This window comes from Mycobacterium sp. SMC-2 (assembly GCF_025263485.1).
Lineage (GTDB): Bacteria > Actinomycetota > Actinomycetes > Mycobacteriales > Mycobacteriaceae > Mycobacterium.
Window position 1 is genome coordinate 4,904,345 of sequence record NZ_CP079863.1, and the last position, 19,535, is coordinate 4,923,879.

General features: G+C 68.3%; 17 protein-coding genes. 6 read left to right on the top strand and 11 right to left on the bottom strand.

Features of this window, described 5'->3' with window-relative positions; all coding sequences use genetic code 11:
• Positions 1–170 precede the first annotated feature (170 nt).
• The gene (locus KXD96_RS22895; RefSeq protein WP_260745509.1) at positions 171–503 is read left to right on the top strand and encodes a hemophore-related protein; all 333 of its coding nucleotides are present in this window, start codon (positions 171–173) and stop codon (positions 501–503) included.
• Positions 504–521: 18 nt separating this feature from the next.
• Here the strand turns inward: KXD96_RS22895 and KXD96_RS22900 are convergent, their stop codons facing one another.
• From KXD96_RS22900 to mshB, 4 genes are all read right to left on the bottom strand, one after another.
• Positions 522–680 carry a hypothetical protein gene (locus KXD96_RS22900; RefSeq protein ID WP_260745590.1) on the bottom strand — a complete coding sequence of 53 codons (159 nt, stop codon included), beginning with the start codon at positions 678–680 and terminating at the stop codon, positions 522–524.
• Positions 681–704: 24 nt separating this feature from the next.
• Complete coding sequence (locus tag KXD96_RS22905) at positions 705–3,335, bottom strand: bifunctional FO biosynthesis protein CofGH (protein ID WP_260740203.1); 2,631 nt, start codon at positions 3,333–3,335, stop codon at positions 705–707.
• Between the two features lie 110 nt (positions 3,336–3,445).
• Positions 3,446–3,907, bottom strand: coding sequence for a hypothetical protein (locus tag KXD96_RS22910; protein ID WP_260740205.1), 462 nt, complete (start codon positions 3,905–3,907; stop codon positions 3,446–3,448).
• Between the two features lie 93 nt (positions 3,908–4,000).
• Entirely contained in the window at positions 4,001–4,915 is a 915-nt protein-coding gene (mshB, locus tag KXD96_RS22915; RefSeq protein WP_260740208.1) for an N-acetyl-1-D-myo-inositol-2-amino-2-deoxy-alpha-D-glucopyranoside deacetylase, read from the bottom strand.
• Positions 4,916–4,992: 77 nt separating this feature from the next.
• Between mshB and KXD96_RS22920 the strand changes: the two genes are divergently transcribed.
• The gene (locus tag KXD96_RS22920) at positions 4,993–5,607 is read left to right on the top strand and encodes a TetR/AcrR family transcriptional regulator (RefSeq protein ID WP_260740212.1); all 615 of its coding nucleotides are present in this window, start codon (positions 4,993–4,995) and stop codon (positions 5,605–5,607) included.
• 10 nt (positions 5,608–5,617) lie between these two features.
• Here KXD96_RS22920 and KXD96_RS22925 read toward each other — a convergent pair whose 3' ends face one another.
• On the bottom strand, positions 5,618–7,513 hold the full coding sequence (locus KXD96_RS22925; RefSeq protein ID WP_260745510.1) for an ABC transporter family substrate-binding protein: 1,896 nt from the start codon (positions 7,511–7,513) through the stop codon (positions 5,618–5,620).
• Positions 7,514–7,558: 45 nt separating this feature from the next.
• Complete coding sequence (gene typA / locus KXD96_RS22930) at positions 7,559–9,448, bottom strand: translational GTPase TypA (protein ID WP_260740215.1); 1,890 nt, start codon at positions 9,446–9,448, stop codon at positions 7,559–7,561.
• A 207-nt stretch (positions 9,449–9,655) separates the two neighbouring features.
• On the opposite strand from typA, the gene KXD96_RS28825 reads away from it, so the two are divergent.
• The gene (locus tag KXD96_RS28825; protein ID WP_396877275.1) at positions 9,656–9,931 is read left to right on the top strand and encodes a hypothetical protein; all 276 of its coding nucleotides are present in this window, start codon (positions 9,656–9,658) and stop codon (positions 9,929–9,931) included.
• A gap of 446 nt (positions 9,932–10,377) precedes the next feature.
• On the opposite strand, the gene narI is transcribed toward KXD96_RS28825, so the two are convergent.
• From narI to KXD96_RS22960, 5 genes are all read right to left on the bottom strand, one after another.
• Positions 10,378–11,103, bottom strand: coding sequence for a respiratory nitrate reductase subunit gamma (narI, locus tag KXD96_RS22940; protein WP_260740218.1), 726 nt, complete (start codon positions 11,101–11,103; stop codon positions 10,378–10,380).
• The gene (narJ, locus tag KXD96_RS22945; protein WP_260740221.1) at positions 11,096–11,764 is read right to left on the bottom strand and encodes a nitrate reductase molybdenum cofactor assembly chaperone; all 669 of its coding nucleotides are present in this window, start codon (positions 11,762–11,764) and stop codon (positions 11,096–11,098) included. The genes narI and narJ overlap by 8 nt, the downstream gene beginning before the upstream one ends.
• The gene (gene narH / locus KXD96_RS22950) at positions 11,761–13,383 is read right to left on the bottom strand and encodes a nitrate reductase subunit beta (protein WP_260740224.1); all 1,623 of its coding nucleotides are present in this window, start codon (positions 13,381–13,383) and stop codon (positions 11,761–11,763) included. Before narH ends, narJ begins: the two co-directional genes overlap by 4 nt.
• Before the next feature lie 25 nt (positions 13,384–13,408).
• Positions 13,409–17,107, bottom strand: coding sequence for a nitrate reductase subunit alpha (locus KXD96_RS22955; protein WP_260740227.1), 3,699 nt, complete (start codon positions 17,105–17,107; stop codon positions 13,409–13,411).
• A gap of 361 nt (positions 17,108–17,468) precedes the next feature.
• Positions 17,469–17,873, bottom strand: coding sequence for a (deoxy)nucleoside triphosphate pyrophosphohydrolase (locus KXD96_RS22960; RefSeq protein WP_260740230.1), 405 nt, complete (start codon positions 17,871–17,873; stop codon positions 17,469–17,471).
• Positions 17,874–18,024: 151 nt separating this feature from the next.
• On the opposite strand from KXD96_RS22960, the gene KXD96_RS22965 reads away from it, so the two are divergent.
• From KXD96_RS22965 to KXD96_RS22975, 3 genes are read left to right on the top strand one after another with little or no spacing between them, the layout of a single operon-like run.
• Complete coding sequence (locus KXD96_RS22965; RefSeq protein ID WP_260740233.1) at positions 18,025–18,240, top strand: hypothetical protein; 216 nt, start codon at positions 18,025–18,027, stop codon at positions 18,238–18,240.
• Positions 18,241–18,253: 13 nt separating this feature from the next.
• Entirely contained in the window at positions 18,254–18,751 is a 498-nt protein-coding gene (locus tag KXD96_RS22970; protein ID WP_260740234.1) for a hypothetical protein, read from the top strand.
• Positions 18,752–18,765: 14 nt separating this feature from the next.
• Positions 18,766–19,446 carry a hypothetical protein gene (locus KXD96_RS22975; RefSeq protein WP_260740237.1) on the top strand — a complete coding sequence of 227 codons (681 nt, stop codon included), beginning with the start codon at positions 18,766–18,768 and terminating at the stop codon, positions 19,444–19,446.
• The last annotated feature ends 89 nt before the right edge of the window (positions 19,447–19,535 follow it).

The window sequence follows — 19,535 nt, forward strand, 5'->3', positions numbered from 1 at the left end:
CACGCCCCGGATGACCTGCAGAAAGTCGCGCTTCGGTGGCGCCCCGCGATATCTGTTGCGATGGAAGGCTGCTCGCGGCGCCTGGTAATCTCGTCAAAAGGCGGCAGCCGTGGGGCAAATGTCGTCGCCGTGCTAGCGGTGCATTAACAGGGGAAGGGTGTCCACACATGGTGAGGCTGTCGTTGACCAAATTGACCGTTGCGGTTGGCAGCGCGGCAGTGGCGTTGACCGCCGCGGCCGGCATGGCGTCCGCGGACCCGACGGACGCAATCATCAACACCACGTGCAACTACGGGCAGGTGATCGCCGCGCTCAACGCCACCGATCCGGCGGCCGCGACGCAGTTGAACAGCTCGCCGCTGGCGCAGTCCTACATCCGCAGCTTCTTGGCCTCGCCGCCGCCCAAGCGCCAGCAGATGGCCCAGCAGATCCAGTCGATGCCGTCGGCGATGAAGTACTACGACGACATCAACCAGGTCGCGAACACCTGTAACAACTTCTGACCCGAGCGCACACGCGGTTCAGTAACCGCTGAGTAGGCCGCGCACGCGGCCCAGGGTTTTCGGGTCCGACGCGGCCTCGCACCGGGTGCCCGCGTCGGGTCGTCTCCGCTGCACCGCGTCCACGAAGGGACGCCACTGCGGGAACCGGGTCGTCGTCGATACGTCGGCTCGCGGCATCGGGGATACCCGCGCCTAAAACCGCTAAGCCGCCCGCGGGGCGTACGTGGTGGTGCGTTGCCGCGCCGGGCGCCCGATCCCCTCGGCGATCGCGGTCAGCTCCTCGACGGTCTTGGCCGACCCGTGCTCGGAGCCGGCCATCCGCGAGATGGTCTCCTCCATCAGCGTGCCGCCCAGATCGTTGGCACCGCCGTTGAGCATCACCTGGGTGCGCTCGACGCCCAACTTGACCCAGCTGGTCTGAATCTGGGAAATGCGGCCGTGCAACATGATTCGCGCCAACGCGTGCACGGCCCGATTGTCGCGGTGGGTGGGGCCGGGACGGGCCGCGCCGGCCAGATACAACGGCGAGCTCTGGTGCACGAACGGCAACGGCACGAACTCGGTGAACCCGCCGGTGCGGTCCTGGATCCCGCGCAACACGTTGAGGTGGCCCACCCAGTGTCGCGGGCTGTCGACGTGCCCGTACATCATCGTCGACGACGATCGCAGGCCCACCTCGTGTGCGGTGGTCACGATGTCGATCCACTCCGACGTCGGTAGCTTGCCCTTGGTCAGCACCCAGCGCACTTCGTCGTCCAGGATCTCGGCGGCCGTGCCCGGGATGGTGTCCAGCCCGGCCTCGCGCAGGCTGATCAGCCACTCGCGCACGCTGAGCCCACTCTTGGTCACGCCGTTGGCGATTTCCATCGGCGAGAAGGCGTGCACGTGCATCGACGGCACCCGCGCCTTGACGGCGCGGACCAGGTCGGCGTAGCCGGTGACGGGCAACTCCGGGTCGATCCCACCCTGCATGCACACCTCGGTGGCGCCCTCGACGTACGCCTCCCAGGCGCGGTTCGCCACCTCTTCGGTGGACAGCGAATACGCGTCGGCGTCGCCCTTGCGCTGCGCGAACGCGCAGAACCGGCAACCGGTATAGCAGATGTTGGTGAAGTTGATGTTGCGGTTCACGACGAACGTCACGTCGTCACCGACCGTGTCGCGGCGCAGAGAATCCGCCAGGGCGACAACGGCTTCCAGTGCCGGCCCGTCGGCGGTCGCCAGCGCCAGGTACTCGCCGTCGCTGCAGCCGGCGGGGTCGCGCTCGGCGGCCCTAAGGGCGGCGAGCACATCGGTGTCGATGCGCTCGGGGGCCCGCGCGGCCAGCTCGTGCACGTGCGCGCGGATGGATTCCCAGTCGCCGAAGGCGCTGTCCAGATCGCTGCGGGCTTCGGTGGAGCGGCCCTCGGTGTCGATCGCCGCGCCCAGATCGACGCGCCCGGCGGACGAAACATCGTCGGGCTCCTGCCAGGGCAGCCCGGCCGGGTTGACGTCGCGGGCCAGGCCGGTCGCCGGATCGGCCAGCGCCATCACGTGTCCGCGCACCCGCGGGTCGATCCACGCCGCACCCGCTTGCACATACCGCGGCTGGGCGGTCAGTCGCTGGACGAGTTCGTATCCGGCCGCGGCGGTGATGTCGGCCAGCTCGTCGAGCGCGGGCCATGGGCGCTCGGGGTTGACGTGATCGGGCGTCAGCGGCGACACGCCGCCCCAGTCGTCGACGCCGGCGCGGACCAGCGCCAGGCACTCCTCGCGGGACACCAGGTTGGGCGGCGCCTGGATGCGCATGCCGGGGCCGAGCACCAGCCGCGCAACCGCCACCGTCGCCAGGTAGTCGTCGATCCCCGCGTCGGGAACGGCGGCCATGGCGGTGTGTTCCTTGGCCCGGAAGTTCTGCACGATCACTTCTTGAACGTGCCCGAACTCCTTGTGCGACTTGCGAATCGCGTGCAAGGTTTCGGCGCGCTCGGTCAGCGTCTCGCCGATGCCGACCAGCAGGCCGGTGGTGAACGGAATGGACAGCCGCCCCGCATCGGTGAGCGCGCGCAGCCGCACCGCCGGGTCTTTGTCCGGGCTGCCGTAGTGCGCAAGCCCTTTCGTTTCGAACAGCCGTCGCGACGTCGTCTCGAGCATCATGCCCATCGACGGCGCCACCGGCTTCAGCCGGGCCATCTCCGACCAACTCATCACGCCGGGGTTCAGGTGTGGCAGCAGCCCGCTCTCTTCGAGCACCCTGATCGCCATGGCCCGCACGTAGGACAGCGTGGAGTCGTAACCCCGTTCGCTGAGCCACTGCCCGGCCTCCGGCCACCGATCCTCGGGGCGGTCACCGAGGGTGAAAAGCGCTTCCTTGCAACCAAGTTCGGCCCCGCGCCGGGCGATGTCGAGGATCTCGTCCGGCTCGAGGTACATGCCTGCGCCCTGGGCGCGCAACCTGCCCGGAACGGTGACGAAGGTGCAGTAATGGCATGTGTCGCGGCACAAATGGGTGACCGGGATGAACACCTTGCGCGAATACGTGATCGGCAACCCGCCGCCGGGACCGCGCCGGCCGGCCGACACCAGACCCGCGTCGCGTACCCGCGCCGCACTGGCGCACAGATCCTCGAGGTCCGCGCCCCGCGCGGTCATCGCAACGGCCGCCTCATCGACGTTGAGCGCAACCCCGTCTCGAGCGCGGCGCAACACCCGCCGCAACGCCGACGCGCTGGTCTTCGAGTTAACCGCCGTCGGAACCACAGGATCAGGAAGAGCGGTAGGCCCCTCGCCCGGAATCAGCGGCACCTTCGTGTAACTTCCCCACGATCGAATTTCATCCGCGTGTCCCAACATGTGAAATTTTCTTCCGACCCGTACGGGCCCCGTCTGCGCAACAGTCAAACAGTAGCGGCAGGCCTACACCGCCAAGCGGGGACATCCCGGCCCGCGCGAACGCGCAAACGTCAGCCGCGGTGGCCGCGCCGCCACAGCACCCAGAAGGGCGGCACCACGCCGAGCACGATCAGCAGCAGAGCCCCGTAGGCCAGCACGCCGCGACCGCCCAGGATGACGTCGTCGGCGGGGCCGCCCATGCTGATCACCGCCACCGTCAAAAGCCACGTCCACAACGGGAGCGCGGCCAGCCGCGTCGACGTGGTCCACCGCCCGGCGGCCCACACCAGGGCGGCGTTGACCAATCCGGAGATCAATCCGCTGATGGGAAACGGGACGGCCCCGATATAGGAAGGCAGCAGCAGGGCCCCGGCCAATGCGGAGAGGACCCCGTCGACGGCCAACAGCGCCAGGACAACGAAGCGTATCGCGGGGTCTGTCGCGCCGCCGTCTTCGAGGGATGCGGCGCGCGGCCTGGTTTCGGTCAGGTCGGAACGCTGTCGAGGTTGGAGAGTATGGAGCCGATAACCCACTGCAGGCTGTCGAGCCGGTCCTGCCAATGCTGCTGATTAGGGTCCAGGTCGGGGTCCATGCGAAATCCTTCCGTGGCTGCCTGATTGGCAAGCCTACCGCGTGACGGCGGCGGTGAAATCAAGCCCAGCAAGCAGATCTGTCTCCCAGCCGCGTTCGTCGCGCTCCCCCGCAGCGCCGCCGGCCAGCACGTAGTGTTCCTCCGCCAGGATCGGCAGCGCCATGTTGTTCGACAGGGCGCAGGCCCGGCCGGTCGGCCCGACGAGCACCTGGGTGGCGTGCGCCGCGAGCGCCGCCCTCTTCGCCGCCCACGCCTCCGGGGCGGCGTGCACGACGGCGTCGATGTCTGCGTCCGCGTACCCGAAGCCGAACTCCTCCTCCGGGGGGATTGTCCACTGCGGCAGAAGATCCTCTCGATCCAGCGCCCGCAGGCCCGCCAGGAAGGCGCGGGTGGCGAACACCGACCAGTAGAACTTCGGCACGGTCCACGGCTCGCCGGGGAAGTCGCCGGAGCCGGCCCCCGAACCAGACGCCGCCACGGCGGCCGTGGTCACGGTGTGGGTGTGGACGTGATCGGGGTGGCCGTAGCCGCCGCCGGGGTCGTAGGTCACGACGACGTGCGGCCGTTGCTCGCGAATGACCGCGACCAGCGCGCCGACGGCCTCGCGTTCGTCGGCGTCGACGAACCGCTGGCGCCGCCGCCCGGGCGTGCCCCGCATGCCCGAGTCGCGCCAGCGTCCGGCGCCGCCCAGGTAGTGGGGAGCGTCGACGCCCAGCGCACGCAGCGCCGCGGTGAGCTCGCCGATGCGGTAGCCGCCCAACTGATCTGCGCGGTCGACGGCCAGCTCGGCCCAGCGATCGCCGATGACCTCACCCTCCTCGCCGAGCGTGCAGGTGACGACGCGCACGTCGGCCCCGCGGGCGGTGTAGTGGGCGATGGTCGCGCCGTTGCTGAGGCTCTCGTCGTCGGGATGCGCGTGGACGAACAGCAGCCGTGGAGTCTCAGGCATGGAGGCACCCTACCCGCAGCGCCTGCGGGCGGCGGCCTGGTCGATCCGATAGGAACGCATGCGGCTACTATCGGGGAATGCCGCAGCTCAGCCAGACCGCCCCGACGGGCGGCCGGAGCCGCCGACGAGGAGAGGTCCTCGAACGGGCGCTCTACGAGGCCACCCTGGCCGAACTGGCCGAAGTCGGCTACGGCAGGTTGACGATGGAGGGCATCGCGGCGCGCGCCCACACCGGCAAGGCCGCGCTCTACCGGCGCTGGACCACCAAGTGCGAGCTGGTGCACGCCGCGCTGGTCCACACCTTGCCGCCGTTGCCGGAGGCGCGCCCCGGGCGGTCGGCCCGGGAGAACCTGCTCGCGGTCTTTACCACCCACCGCGACATCTGCGCCGGCAAGACCAACTTCCCCGGCATCGCCACCGTGTACCAGCTCCTGCACGAACCCGAGATGCGCGCTATCTTCGCCGACGCCGTGGTGGCCCCCCGCCTGCAGATCGTCGAATCGATCCTGCGGGCCGCCGTCGCGGAGGGCGACCTCGATGCGGAGATGCTCACCCCGCTGACCGCACGCATCGGCCCCGCTCTGATCAACCAGCACTTCCTGATGACCGGCTCGCCGCCGAACCGCCGCGAGCTGGCGCTCATCGTCGACGCCGTGATCCCGGCGCCAGCGGGGCGGGCTGCCCCGAACTAGCGAGGGCCCCTCAGGGCCCGGTCTTGACCCATTGGCCCGCGTCGCCGACGATGCCGACCGGCACCGCGCCCGACAGGCTGACGTTCTGCACGCTCGGCCCGGCGGCGACGATCGTGGTGTCCTGCAGGATCGGCAACACGGTGGACATGTTCCACAGCCGCGGCTCGACCGCGGCGATCACGTCGTTGATGTTCTTGGTGCCGTTGAGCGCGGCATCGATGTTCGACTGGACGCTGCGATCGCACATCCCGGTGAGGTTGGACGGCGCCTGCACCAGCGCGTTGGGATCCGCCGGGCGACTGGGCGGGGACGACGTCGGCGTGGTGGCGGAGGTGCCCGGCCCGGACGTGGCCGGCCCGGACGTAGTCGGCCCCGCCGAGGTGGGGCTCGGCCCCGCGGACGTGGGCACCTGCGTCGCCTGCAGCGCCGGGCAGCCGTACCGCGACGCCAGCCGCGTCGCCAGGTTGCCGCCCGCCTGGTGCCAGCCGATGATCGCGTCCACCTGGTTGTTGTTCAGCGCGTCGCGATACAGCACCACCGGGTCCAGCGTCAGCACAGTGGCGGCGATGCCGACGTTGCGCAACTGGTCGGCCGCGGTGTTGGCCACCGCGACGGACGTCGGGTCGTTGGCGGCCACGCCGATGACCAGCGACAGCTGTTGACCGTCCTTGCTGATCCGGCCGCGGATGACCTCGGGCGGCCCGGCGTTCGCCGGCGTCGGCGCCGGCGACCCCGAGGAGTTGCCCTCCACCCTGTAGCCCGCTCCCTCCAGCAACGCCAGCGCCGCCTGCGTCGTCATCGCGGGCGGCGCGGTCGGCTCGTAGCCCGGATCGCTGGGCGCCCGGATCTGGGCCTGGTCCAGCGTGACGGTGTTGTCACTGCCCGCGCCCACCGCCGCCAGCAGGTCGACGTCGAGCAGCCCGAGGATCGCCTTGCGCACCGGCGCGTCGGCCAGCTTGGGCTCGTTGGCGCGCAGCGTCAGCTGCATGACGCGGGGCGTCACGATCCGGGCGGTGCGCACATCCGGGATTGCGGATAGCTGCGCGAAGGCCGCCGATCCGCCGTGCACCTGGGCCACCTGGGTGTCGCCGTTGCGCACCGAATCGGCCAGCGCGGCCGGCGCTCCGGCACGCCGGAAGAGGATGAGGGCGGGCTTGGCCGGTGATCCCCAATACCGGTCGTTGCGGGCGACCAGGATTTCGTCGCGCTGCGGGTCGATGCTCTCCACCCGGAACTGGCCGCCGGTGACCGGCAGCGCCCGGGCCAGCCCGGCCGCGAAACCGCCCGGCACGTCCTTGACGATGTGCGCCGGAAGGATGTTGCTGAACAGTTCCTTCCACGAGGGATACGGTTGGGCGAAAGTGACCACCGCCTGCTTGCCGCCCTCGAGCGACTGCACCCCGCTGATGAGGTCGTAGCCGGCGGGGTCGACGACGCCGGGCTGGCTGACCATCTGCCGCCACAGATACCAGAAGTCGTCGGCGCCGATCGGGGCGTTGTCGGTCCACTGCGCCTCCGGCCGGATCTTGTAGGTCACCGTGAACGGGTTCTGGTTGGTGACTTCGGCGGACTCCAGCAGGGTGGGGTCCATCTCCCAGCGCGAGCCCGTCGGCGTGCCGGGGTCGGGCACCGGCCGGAACGCGCTGGGCAACACCAGCGCGCTGATCGCCGCGTTCACCGGCGACAGGTCGGACAGCAAGTGCGGGTTGAAGCCCGCCCCGATCGAGTCGATGCCCATGATGATCTGGGTGGGCCGCGGCGGCGGCGGGGGCGAGTTGTGTGGCGTGTCGGTGCTCTGCGGCGCCGGCGGTGGGTTGACCGTGCAGGCGGCCAGCACCAAACCGGCCAGCGAGACGAGCACGCCGACCGTCATGAAGAAACGGCGGACTCGGCTCGGCATGCCGATCAGGGTATCGAGCACCGGCCCGACCGCCCGCCCAAGCACGCGCGACTAACCCCGGGCCTTGGCCCGCGACCGGCTGCGGGCCCGCGCAGTGGCGTCCAACTCCACTTTGCGCACGCGGACGATCTCCGGGGTCACCTCGACACATTCGTCTTGCGCGCAGAACTCCATGGCCTGTTCCAGGTCGAGCTCGAGCGGCTTGGCCAGGGTCTCGATGACGTCCGCGGTCGACGATCGGATGTTGGTGAGCTTCTTCTCCCGGGTGACGTTGATGTCGAGGTCCTCCGCGCGCGGGTTGATCCCGACGACCATGCCCTCGTAGGTGTCCTGGCCAGGTTCGACGAAGAACTGGCCCCGGTCGGCGAGCTGAATGAGCGCGAACGGCGTGATGGTGCCGGAACGATCGGAGACCAGCGAGCCGGTGTGGCGGGCGCGGATCTCCCCCGCCCACGGCCGGTAGCCGTCGAACACGGCGTTGGCGATCCCGGTGCCGCGGGTGATGGTGAGGAAGTCGGTGCGGAAGCCGATCAGGCCGCGGCTGGGCACGATGAAGTCCATCCGGACCCAGCCGGCCGCGTGGTTGGCCATCTCCTCCATGCGGCCCTTGCGGGCGGCCATCAGCTGGGTGATCGCGCCGACGAACTCCTCGGGGCAGTCGATCGTCATCGCCTCGAACGGCTCGTGCAGCTGACCGTCGATCGTGCGGGTAACCACCTGCGGCTTGCCGACCGTGAGCTCGAACCCCTCGCGGCGCATCTGCTCGACCAGCACGGCCAGGGCGAGCTCGCCGCGGCCCTGCACCTCCCACGCGTCGGGCCGGCCGATGTCGACGACGCGGATCGACACGTTGCCGACCAACTCCTGGTCAAGGCGGCCACGGACCATGCGCGCGGTGAGCTTGTGGCCAGGCACCTTGCCCGCCAGCGGCGAGGTATTGGTGCCGATCGTCACCGAGATCGCGGGCTCGTCGACGGTGATCCGCGGCAGCGCGTGGGCGTGATCGGGATCGGCCAGCGTGTCGCCGATCATGATCTCGGGCAGCCCGGCCACCGCGACGATATCCCCTGCCACCGCCTCGTCGGTGGCGCTGCGCTCCACGCCCTCGGTCGCGAGCAACTCGGTGATCTTGGCGCTGGTGATCACGGGCAAGCCGTCGACCTCACGCATCCACGCGACCTGCTGGCCCTTGCGCAGTTTGCCGTTGTAGATGCGGATCAGGGCGAGCCGGCCCAGGAAGGCCGACGCGTCGAGGTTGGTCACCAACGCCTGCAGCGGCGCCTCGGGGTCCCCCGACGGCGGCGGGATGTGCTCCATCAGCACGTCGAACAGCGGGTCGAGGTTGTCGCCTGCGGGCACCTCACCGTCGGCCGGCTGGGTGGTGCTTGCGATGCCCGCGCGGCCGGAGGCGTACAGCGTCGGCAGTCCCAGTGCGTGTTCGGCGGCCTTGGCGGCCTCGTCGTCGAGATCCGAGGCGACGTCCAGCAGCAGGTCGTGGCTGGCCTCCACCACCTCGGCGATGCGCGCGTCGGGCCGGTCCGTCTTGTTGACGACGAGGATGACCGGCAGGTGCGCGGCCAGCGCCTTGCGCAACACGAACCGCGTCTGCGGCAACGGCCCCTCGGATGCGTCGACCAGCAGCAGCACCCCGTCCACCATGGACAGTCCGCGCTCCACCTCGCCGCCGAAGTCGGCGTGCCCGGGCGTATCGATCACGTTGATGACCGTGACGGTGCCATCCGGGTTGCGGCGGTGCACGGCGGTGTTCTTGGCCAGGATGGTGATGCCTTTTTCCTTTTCCAGGTCACCGCTGTCCATGATTCGTTCTTGGGTGTCGTCGCCGCGGTGGGTCAGGGCGCCTGACTGCCGCAGCATCGCGTCCACCAGGGTGGTCTTGCCGTGGTCTACGTGGGCGACGATGGCGACATTACGGAATGGCACGTCGGTGATTGTGGCAGCGGGGGGCCCTCAAAGGCGAACCGGCGGCCGGCTGGCCGGCCGTCCGGTGTGCGTCCATGGTGGCCCGCCACGGCGTGTCGTCGCCCTGGCCGCACGCCGAAAGCCCGGGACGCACGCTCGATGGGAGTAAGGCCGATCGCAACCCGCGCTACCAGCGGCAGGCGGAGCAGCAGGTCGGTAGCATCCGTCATGGCGTCGGCAGGAGGTGCGGTCGGTGGACTCGGGCGCTACCGGCTGCAGGAGTTGATCGGCGAAGGTGGCATGGGCCAGGTGTTCAAGGCTCATGACACCGTGATCGGCCGGGACGTGGCAGTGAAAGTGTTACCCGCCGAGATGGCGACGCTGGAGGGCTACCGACAACGATTTCGTCGCGAGGCCCAAGCCAACCCGAACGCTTCTCGCCCGGCACTCCCGATGCCCGCGCTGACGTGTACTCGCTGGCGTGCGTGCTCTACCAATGCCTAACCGGGACAAAGCCTTTCCCGGGCGACAGCATGGAAGCAGATCGCTGGGCACCTTAACATGGCCCCCCCGAGACCCAGTCGGACTGACCCGAGGATTCCCGCAGGGTTCGACGAGGTGATCGCGCGCGGGATGGCCAAACCACCCAACGAGCGGTATCAGACCGCCACCGAACTTGCCGCCGCAGCCAGGCATGCGCTCAGCGGCCCGGCCGCGCCGCCGCCGGTCCCACCCACCGTCGTTGACCACGGGCGGTTGTGGGAGGCGCCAGGCCCCCGGGCCCCGATGCGGCCCGGACCCGTTAGCCCACTGATTGCCGGGCCCCAACAGCGCGTTGCCAACCCACACTCCGACGAAGCCACTCCCCCGGCGCAGTGCTGGTCATCGCCGGGGCGGTGGCGCGGCCGATTACCCGTCGAGATGTTCAAGGAACGTGAGCTGAACCCCCGCTACCAGCCCCTGCGGCGGGGCGCCGTACCGACCAATTCGCCCTTGGTTTCGCGGCTGCGGTAGACGATGTAGGGCCGGAACAGGTAGGCGACCGGCGCGCTGAAGATGTGCACCAGCCGGGTGAACGGCAACAGCGTGAACAGCACCATGCCGATCAGGGCATGCAACTGGTAGTCCAGCGGCGCGTTAATCATCACCTCGCCGTGCGGCTGCAATATCCAGATCCGGCGGAACCACATGCCGACCGTGTAGCGGTAGTGGAACTCCCCGCCGTGTGGCCCCGTGCCGATCAGGTCGCAGTACAGGCCCACCACGATGGCCAGCACCAGCACCAGATACATCACCTTGTCGCCGCGGGTGGTGGCCATGGACACCGCCGGGCGGGTGAACCGGCGGTAGATGAGCAAGCCGATCCCGGCCAGGGTCGCAAAGCCCGCCAATGACCCGGCGATCACGGCCTGCAGGTGGTAGGCGTGGTCGCTCAGTTTCAGCATCTGCGTCACCCGCGGCGGGATGAACAACCCCACCACGTGCCCGGCGAACACGGCCAGGATGCCGAAGTGAAACATCGGGCTGGCCACCTGAAGCAGCCGCGACTCGTACATCTGCGAGGAACGCGAGGTCCAGCCGAACTTGTCGTAGCGGTAGCGCCACCAGGTGCCGACGATCAATACGGTCAGAGTGACGTACGGCGCGATGTCCCAGAACAGCACATTGCTAAACACCTGGCGCTCCTTTTTCGCTTCGGGGCGGCACGGTCAAGTTAAAGGGTTGCAGCCCAACGGCTTCCGCGGGCGGCCCGGCTTTCGCCAGGTGCTCCGCGCGACGCACGTCCTGGTCGGTCGCGACGGGCAGCGTCGCGCACACCGCCGCCACGGTGGGCTCGTAGGGCGACTTCGCGTCGGCGAGGCCGCCCCGCAACACCTCGATCGGGATGCGGTGCTCGATGAGCAGCCGCCGCCCCACCTCCGGATCGACGGTGGCGGCGAATTCGAGCACGACGGGCAGATGATCGGGCGCCTCGGCGCGCGGCGGCTGCACCCCCGACTCCCGGTAGGCGGTGGCGAACTTCACCATCTCCCGGCCGCGGTTACGGGTGTCCCCGGCGGTCCAGTACGTCAGGTACATCGTGCAGCGGCGCCGCATGTCGAAGGTCGCCACGTAGTCCATCGCGGCGGCCATCGGGTCGCGGGCGCGCAGCGCGTCGAGCGTCTGTCCGAGCAGCGCCGATGCGGGCCCGCGGAGGTGGCTGAGCAACTCGTCGACGGTGTCCAGCCGCCCCGGCAGGTCATCGTCCGGGTAGGCCAGCAGCAGCGATGCCGCCTGCCACACCAGGCGGTCCTGCAGGATGTCGGTGCGACCCCGACGCCCGGCCAGCAGCCTCATCGCTTCGGCCCTTCGGGAAACATTCCGGTGGGCACCTGGCGTCCGTCCCAGTTGAGCAGGTTCACCCGCGCGGGCCGGCGCCCGTTGGCCGCCGCCTCGCCGTCGGGGCGCTTGAGCGCGTGGAAGGTCTCCACGGCCACGGGCACCGGTTCGTCCGACTCGTACATGCCCGGGCCGCCGTCGTTCGTCAACGAGCAACCCATCTGTTCGAGGTCGCGGGCCTGCGGGCTGAACGCGGTCGGAATGACGTAGCGCTCTTCGTATTTCGCGATGGCCAGCAGCCGGTACATCTCGTAGATCTGCTCTTCGGTCATCCCGACCGAATGCGGGATGTGCGGCTTGGTCTCGCGTCCGAGGTTGATGTCGCGCATGTACGAACGCATCGCCGCCAGCCGCCGCAGCACGCCCTCCACCACGGCGGTGTCGCCGGCGGTGAACAGTTCGGCAAGGTATTGCATGGGGATGCGCAACGCGTCGAGCGCGCCGAACAGGTTGCCCAGGTCTTCCCCGTCGTGGCCGTCGCGGCTGACCGCGTCCACCACCGGCGACAGCGGCGGGATGTACCAGACCATCGGCATCGTGCGGTATTCCGGGTGCAGCGGCAGCGCCACCTTGTAGTCGTTGATCAGCGCGTACACCGGTGAGCGCTGCGCGGCCTCGATCCACTCGTCGGAGATGCCCTCCGCGCGCGCGGCGGTGATCACTTCGGGATCGTTCGGGTCCAACAGGATTCGGCACTGCGCCTCGTAGAGGTCGGTATCGTTGTCCACCGAGGCCGCCTCCAGCACGCGGTCGGCGTCGTAGAGGACCAGGCCCAGATACCGCAGCCGCCCCACGCAGGTCTCCGAGCAGATGGTGGGCAGACCGACCTCCATCCGCGGGTAGCACAGCGTGCACTTCTCGGCCTTGCCGGTCTTGTGGTTGAAATAGACCTTCTTGTAAGGACATCCGGAGACACAGAAGCGCCAGCCACGGCAGCGGTCCTGGTCGACCAGCACGATGCCGTCCTCGCTGCGCTTGTACATCGCGCCCGACGGGCACGACGCCACGCAGGAGGGGTTGAGGCAATGCTCGCAGATTCGGGGCAGGTAGAACATGAAGGTCTCTTCGAGCGCGAGTTTGACCTCCTCGTTCACCTTCTTCAGGATCGGGTCGCCGGCCAGGATCTCCGGTGACCCGGCCAGGTTGTCGTCCCAGTTCGGCCCCCAGGAGATCTTCATTGGTTCGCCGCTGATCTGGTTCTTCGGTGCGGCCGTGGGGAAGGTGTCACCGGCGGGCGCCGTGGTCAGGTTCTCGTAGTCGTAGGTCCAGGGCTGGTAGTAGTCGTCGAGGATGGGCAGCCTGGGGTTGGCGAAGATGCGCAACAGCTTCTGGATGCGGCCGCCGTCACGCAACCGCAACCGGCCCTTCTTGTCGCGAATCCAGCCGCCACGCCAGCGCTCCTGGTCCTCGTAGGTGCGCGGATAACCTTGCCCCGGGCGGGTTTCGACGTTGTTGAACCACACGTACTCGGTGCCGGGACGGTTGGTCCACGCCTGCTTGCAGGTGACCGAGCAGGTGTGGCAGCCGATGCACTTGTCGAGGTTCATCACCATCGCCAGTTGCGCCATGACTTTCATCGCAGTCCCCCATCGCGTGCGCGCATCAGTACGTCACATCCTGACTGCGACGGCGGACCACGGTGACCTCGTCGCGCTGGTTCCCGGTGGGGCCCAGGTAGTTGAACCCGAACGCATGCTGGCCGTAACCGCCGGCCAGGTGACTGGGCTTGATGCGCACCCGGGTCAGCGCGTTGTGGTTGCCGCCTCGCTTGTTGTTGGTCTCGGTGCGCGGTGTGTCCACCGTGCGTTCCTGGACGTGGTAGACGAACACCACACCGTCGGGCATCCGGTGGCTGACGATCGCCCGGCACACGTAGATGCCGTTGGCGTTGACCGCCTCGACCCAATCGTTGTCCCGCACACCGATCTTCGCCGCGTCTCCCGGACTCATCCACATCGTCGGGCCGCCGCGCGACAGCGACAGCATGTACAGGTTGTCCTGGTAGGTGGAGTGGAACGACCACTTCGAGTGCGGCGTCAAATACCGCACGGTCAGCCCGATCCCGTCCGGGGCGGGGCCGAGCTCCGGCTGGCCGAACAACCGCGCCATGTCCAGCGGTGGGCGAAACACCGGCAGATGCTCGCCGAGCTCCTCGACCCAGTCGTGGGCCAGATAGAAGTGCATCCGTCCGGTCAGCGTGTGGAACGGCTTGAGGTTCTCGATGTTGATGGTGAACGGCGCGTAGCGGCGACCGCCCGTTTCGCTGCCCGACCACTCCGGGCTGGTGATCACCGGGACCGGACGCGCCTGGGTGTCGGCGTAGGTGATGCGGCGTTCCTCGCTGCCCTCGGCCAGGTGGGCCAGCCGCTGACCCGTGCGCTTCTCCAACTCGCGGAAGCCCTCCACGGCCAGCCGGCCGTTGGTCGTCCCCGACAGCAGCAGCATGACGTCGGCCATCCGCTGCGCGGTGGTGATGGCCGGGCGACCCGCCGCCGCGCCGGAATTCAGCACGCCGAACTTAGCGGCCAATTCCTCCACCTCGCGGAAGGGGTGCACCGTGACGCCCTTGGTGCTCACCCCGAACGTGTCGACGAGCGGACCCAAGGTCAGCCACTTGTCGTAGACGGACGCGTAATCGCGTTCCACCACGGTGACTTTGGCCATCGTCCGGCCCGGTACGGGGGTCGCCCCGGTGCGTAACCAATCGTCCTCGGCGCCGTCGGGACAGGCCATCGCCTCCGGGGTGTCGTTCTGCAGCGCCGTGAGCACGACATCGCTGCGGGTGCCCAGGTGTCGCTTGGCCAAGGCGCTGAAGGCACGGGCGATGGCGCCGAAAGCCTCGAAGTCCGAACGCGTTTCCCACGGCGGGTCGGTCGCGGCGCTGAACGCGTGTACGTACGGATGCATGTCGGTGCTGGAGATGTCGGCCTTCTCGTACCAGGTCGCGGCCGGCAGCACGACATCGGACACCAGCGTCGTCGACGTCATGCGGAAGTCGATCGACATCATCAGGTCGAGCTTGCCCTCCGGGATGTCACCGTCGCAGGCCACATGGGCGGGCCGGATCCCGTCGGCCGGGGGCTCGGCCTGCGCGTTCGAGTCGGTCCCGAGCAAATGGCGCAGGAAGTACTCGCCGCCCTTGCCCGAGGACCCGATCAGGTTGGCCCGCCACACCGTAAGCACCCGTGGCCAGTTGGCGGGGTTGTCGGGATCGGTCACGGCGAGCTTGAGTTTGCGCCGGCCGAGCTGCTCGGCGACGTAGTCGGCGACGTCACTGCCGGCGGCTCGGGCCTCGTCGGCGACGTCCAGGCTGGACCGGTCGAACTGCGGGTAGAACGGGCTCCACCCCATCGCTGCCGCCGAGGCCAGCACGTCCATCGTGTGCTTGTTCGCGAAGCGGCCGCGGCCGATCGGGCTGGCCAACTTGTCGGCGGCGTACCCGTCGTAGCGCCACTGGTCGGTGTGCGCGTACCAGTAGGACCCGCCCGGCACCTGCCGGGCTGGGCGTGACCAATCGGTGGCCATGGCCATCGTCAGCCATCCGCTGAGCGGACGCACCTTCTCCTGGCCGACGTAGTGGGCCCAGCCACCGCCGTTGCGCCCCATCGAGCCGGTCAGCATCAGCAGCGCCAGCACCGCCCGATAGATCGCGTCGCTGTGGAACCAATGGCAGATGCCGCCGCCCATGATGATCATCGAGCGGCCGCCGGATTCCTCTGCGCTGCGGGCGAATTCCTTGGCGACGCGGATGGCCTGTGCGGCCGACACGCCGGTGATCGCCTCCTGCCAGGCGGGGGTGTTCTGCTGGGTCGGGTCGTCGTAGCCGGTGGGCCAGTCGCCGGGCAGCCCCGGCCGGGCCACCCCGTACTGGGCGAGCATCAGGTCGAAGACGGTGCACACCAGGTGTTTACCGACACGGCGCACCGGGACACCGCGCGCCACCGTGGTGCCTTCGCCGTTGACCGTGTCGAAGCTGGCCAGGTGCACCAACGCGGTGTCCCCAACTTCGTTGGCACCGCGGGCGTTTCGCACGCTGAGCGCCGGCATCAAGGTGCCAAGATCCAGATTCCACTTTCCCACGCCGTCCTCGCCGTAGCGGAATCCCAGCGAGCCATGGGGCACCACGACCGAGTCGGTGCCCTCGTCCCACACCGCCGGTTTGAGCGCCGCGTTCTCGACCGCCTCCCCCAGGTCCGCCGCGGTGAGGTTCTTGCCCGGCACCAGCATGTCGCCGCGCTCTTCCAGCTTGATCAGGAACGGCAGGTCGGTGTAGCGGCGCGAGAAGTCGACGAAGAACGGAACCTCCCTCCGCACATAGCATTCCGAGAGAATGACATGCCCCATCGCCATGGCCAGCGCCCCGTCGGTGCCGGCCGCACAGGGCATCCACTCGTCGGCGAACTTGGTGTTGTCCGCGTAGTCGGGGCTCACGGTCACCACCTTGGTACCGCGGTAGCGCGCCTCGGCCATCCAGTGCGCGTCGGGGGTCCGGGTGATCGGCACGTTGGAGCCCCACATCATCAAATACGCCGCGTCCCACCAGTCGCCGGATTCGGGCACGTCGGTCTGATCGCCGAACACCTGCGGCGAGGCCACCGGCAGGTCGGCGTACCAGTCGTAGAACGACGTCATGGGGGCGCCGGTCAGCTCGAAGAATCGCGAACCGGCGGCATAGGACACCATGGACATCGCCGGGATGGGCGAGAAGCCGGCGACCCGGTCGGGGCCGTAGGTCTTGATGGTGTGCACGTGGGCGGCGGCGATCAGCTCGGTGGCCTCGGCCCAGGTGATCCGGACCAGCCCGCCCTTGCCGCGGGCACGCTGATAGCGGCGCCGGCGGTCGGGGTCCGCCTGGATGTCGGCCCACGCAAGCACGGGATCGCCGAGCCGCGCCTTGGCTTCCCGGTACATCTCGACCAGCACGCCCCGCGCGTACGGATAGCGCACCCGGGTGGGCGAGTAGCTGTACCAGGAGAACGACGCCCCGCGCGGGCAACCACGCGGCTCGTATTCGGGCCGGTCCGGGCCGACCGAGGGGTAGTCGGTTTGCTGGGTCTCCCAGGTGATGATCCCGTCCTTGACGTAGATCTTCCAGGAGCACGAGCCGGTGCAGTTGACCCCGTGGGTGGAGCGGACGACCTTGTCGTGGCTCCACCTGTCGCGGTAGAACACGTCGGCCTCCCGGCCGCCCTTGCGCGTGACCGTGCGCAGGTCGGCCGAGAACTCGCCGGGCGTGAAGAACCGCCCGCTGCGCTCCAGTAGCTCCTCGAGCGCTCCACCAACGTGTGGTGTGACAGTCAACAGCTACCCCTTCTATTCCGTAGTGCCGCGCGTCCTGGCCGGGCCGTCGCTTCGACCGCGGGTGCGTGGTGTTGGACGGTGGCACGTCGATTCGTCCGCCCGCGCCGACCGGGATCGGCGAGCGCGTCGGCATGGGGCGCGGCAGACGGACCTATGTCCGCCGCGAATGGCCTGTTAACGAAAATTCGTTTGGTCAGCATAGGTTTTGCGGATCTAGAGGCGCCGTCGCGGACGCCGCGACCACCGGTACGCGCTTCTAGGTTAAGTCTTTTTTATAAGTACACATTGGCGTTATATCTCAAGTTGACCCTCGCGACCTTCTGCGGCGCTGGACGTCAGCTGCAAGAAGGCTGTGGACTGGTTATGAGGCCACCCCGGCCAGCGTCCGCACCAGGTCAGGGACCCAGCCGCGGTCGGCGGGCACCCAGTCGACATCGGACAGTTGGGCGGCCGTCACCCAGCGCACCGCCCGGTGATCACGCGCGCGCGGTTCACCACCGAGCAGTCGCACGCGGTATGCCCGCAACGTGATGCCGTCCAGCGCGACGTCGTCGCCGAGGCGGTCGCCCACCGCGACGTCGCCGACCGCCAGGTCCAGCTCCTCGGCCAGCTCACGGGCCAGCGCGTCGCGCTCGGTCTCCCCCGGGGCGACCTTGCCGCCGGGCAGCTCCCAGCGCCCGGCCAGCTCCGGTGGCCGGACGCGCTGCGCCACCAGCACCGTGGCGTGGCGGATGACCGCGCCGGCGACGACGACCTGGGTCGGCATGGCCAGACGGTATACGGTCTTGGATATGGCTGTGTTATTTCATGCCCAACGTTGTGCGCGGCCTGCGTAAACCCCGCCCCGCTTCGAGCGTCATGCCGCCCGTTAAACGTAAGTATTCCGCTCCGCCGCGTGCAGGTGGCAGACTATCCTCATGGCGAAAAAGCGAGTGCGCGCACTCAACGCAGACGACTTGGGCAAGCACGTGACCTTCAGGCCGACACCGAATAACACCAACACGGGGAGGCTGCACACCGTCGCCCACGCCGCCGACTGGACTGAGCTGAACATCGAAACCCGAAACGGGAATATGGCGATCCCGGTCCGGGGTGACCGCCTGGACAGCGTGACCATCGAGATTGACGAGTAGCTGGCACGCGCGGATGGGATTCGGCTTCGGCCCCACGGTGGTGATCGGTTTCCCTGACCACCCAACCCTCGCGGACATCGCCCAGCGAGACCGCGAGGTAGCGCATCGGAGGGCGATGGACGTCGGCGGGCACCGGCTGGCCGGTCAACTCACCGTTGGCTTGGCGGTGCTGGCGGTCACCGCCGGGATCACCGCCGCGTTGCTTGCGCCGTTGGTATTCGTGTTGGCCATTCTGTTGGCAGCGATGTCCGCGTACTGCGCCCGCATCTGGTGGATTGACCCACCGATACCCGCGCCGGAGCCGCTACAGATCCAGCCGTACAGCCCAGTGGAGAACCGGTTACTCATGGCCCGGCAGCCATGGGAGCCGTTCTGGACATACTCAATATGTCCTGGCTGCGGGCATATTGACGCGCAGCCGATCCGGCCGCCGGATGACCGTGAACCGGGTTGGGCCACCGTTGTCAGACACTGCATCGTCTGCGATCGGGAATGGGCGCAAGGGCGATGAAAGTGACTGCACGCATGAACTTTGTGGTCGTCAGCGTTCGTGACTACCTCGCCTCGCAACACCTTTGGACCGCGCGACGCGAAGCGTGGCTGTGCCGCATCCGCGAGAACGAGCTCGTCGCCCAGGGCAATGGCAACTTTGACCCGAAGCGTCACTCCCATGCGGTGACCGCCGTATTGTCTGCGGTCGCCTTCCTTGAAGGCCTCGTCAATTCGTCCTGGCAGGACGCTGCCGACCAAAAATCAACGGTGTACACGCAGGGCATACCTCAGGCAGCGCTCACGCGTATGCGCGAACTGTGGCCCGATTACGAGATGCGCTCAATGCTGGACAAATTCCAATTCGGGCTCGAATTGGTTGGACAGCAATGCATGCCGAAAGACCGCGACCCGTACCGGAGCGTAAGAGTGCTTATCCAGGTGAGGAATGCGCTGGTCCACTTCAAGCCACACGACCGTCGCGTCGACACAGACGAGAAGTTCGAGAGGCAACTGAAGAGTAAAATTACGACTCACCGCGAAAACCAGCAGCCGATAGGCAGGCCATGGTTTCCGAACAAGGCGCTCGGCGCTGGAACTGCCGAGTGGGCCTGCGAATCTAGTATGGCATTCGCAAGAGAGTGGCATACGCTCATGGGGCTGACGTATGACTTCGAAGATCTTTACCGCACATCGGAGCCCTATGAAGTCCCGTAAGCACCTGCCTGACAACGCTGTAGTGTACGACGTTGGGCTCGCCACCAGCCCCACAAGGCTTCCGAGTGGACCAACACAGATTCGAGAGG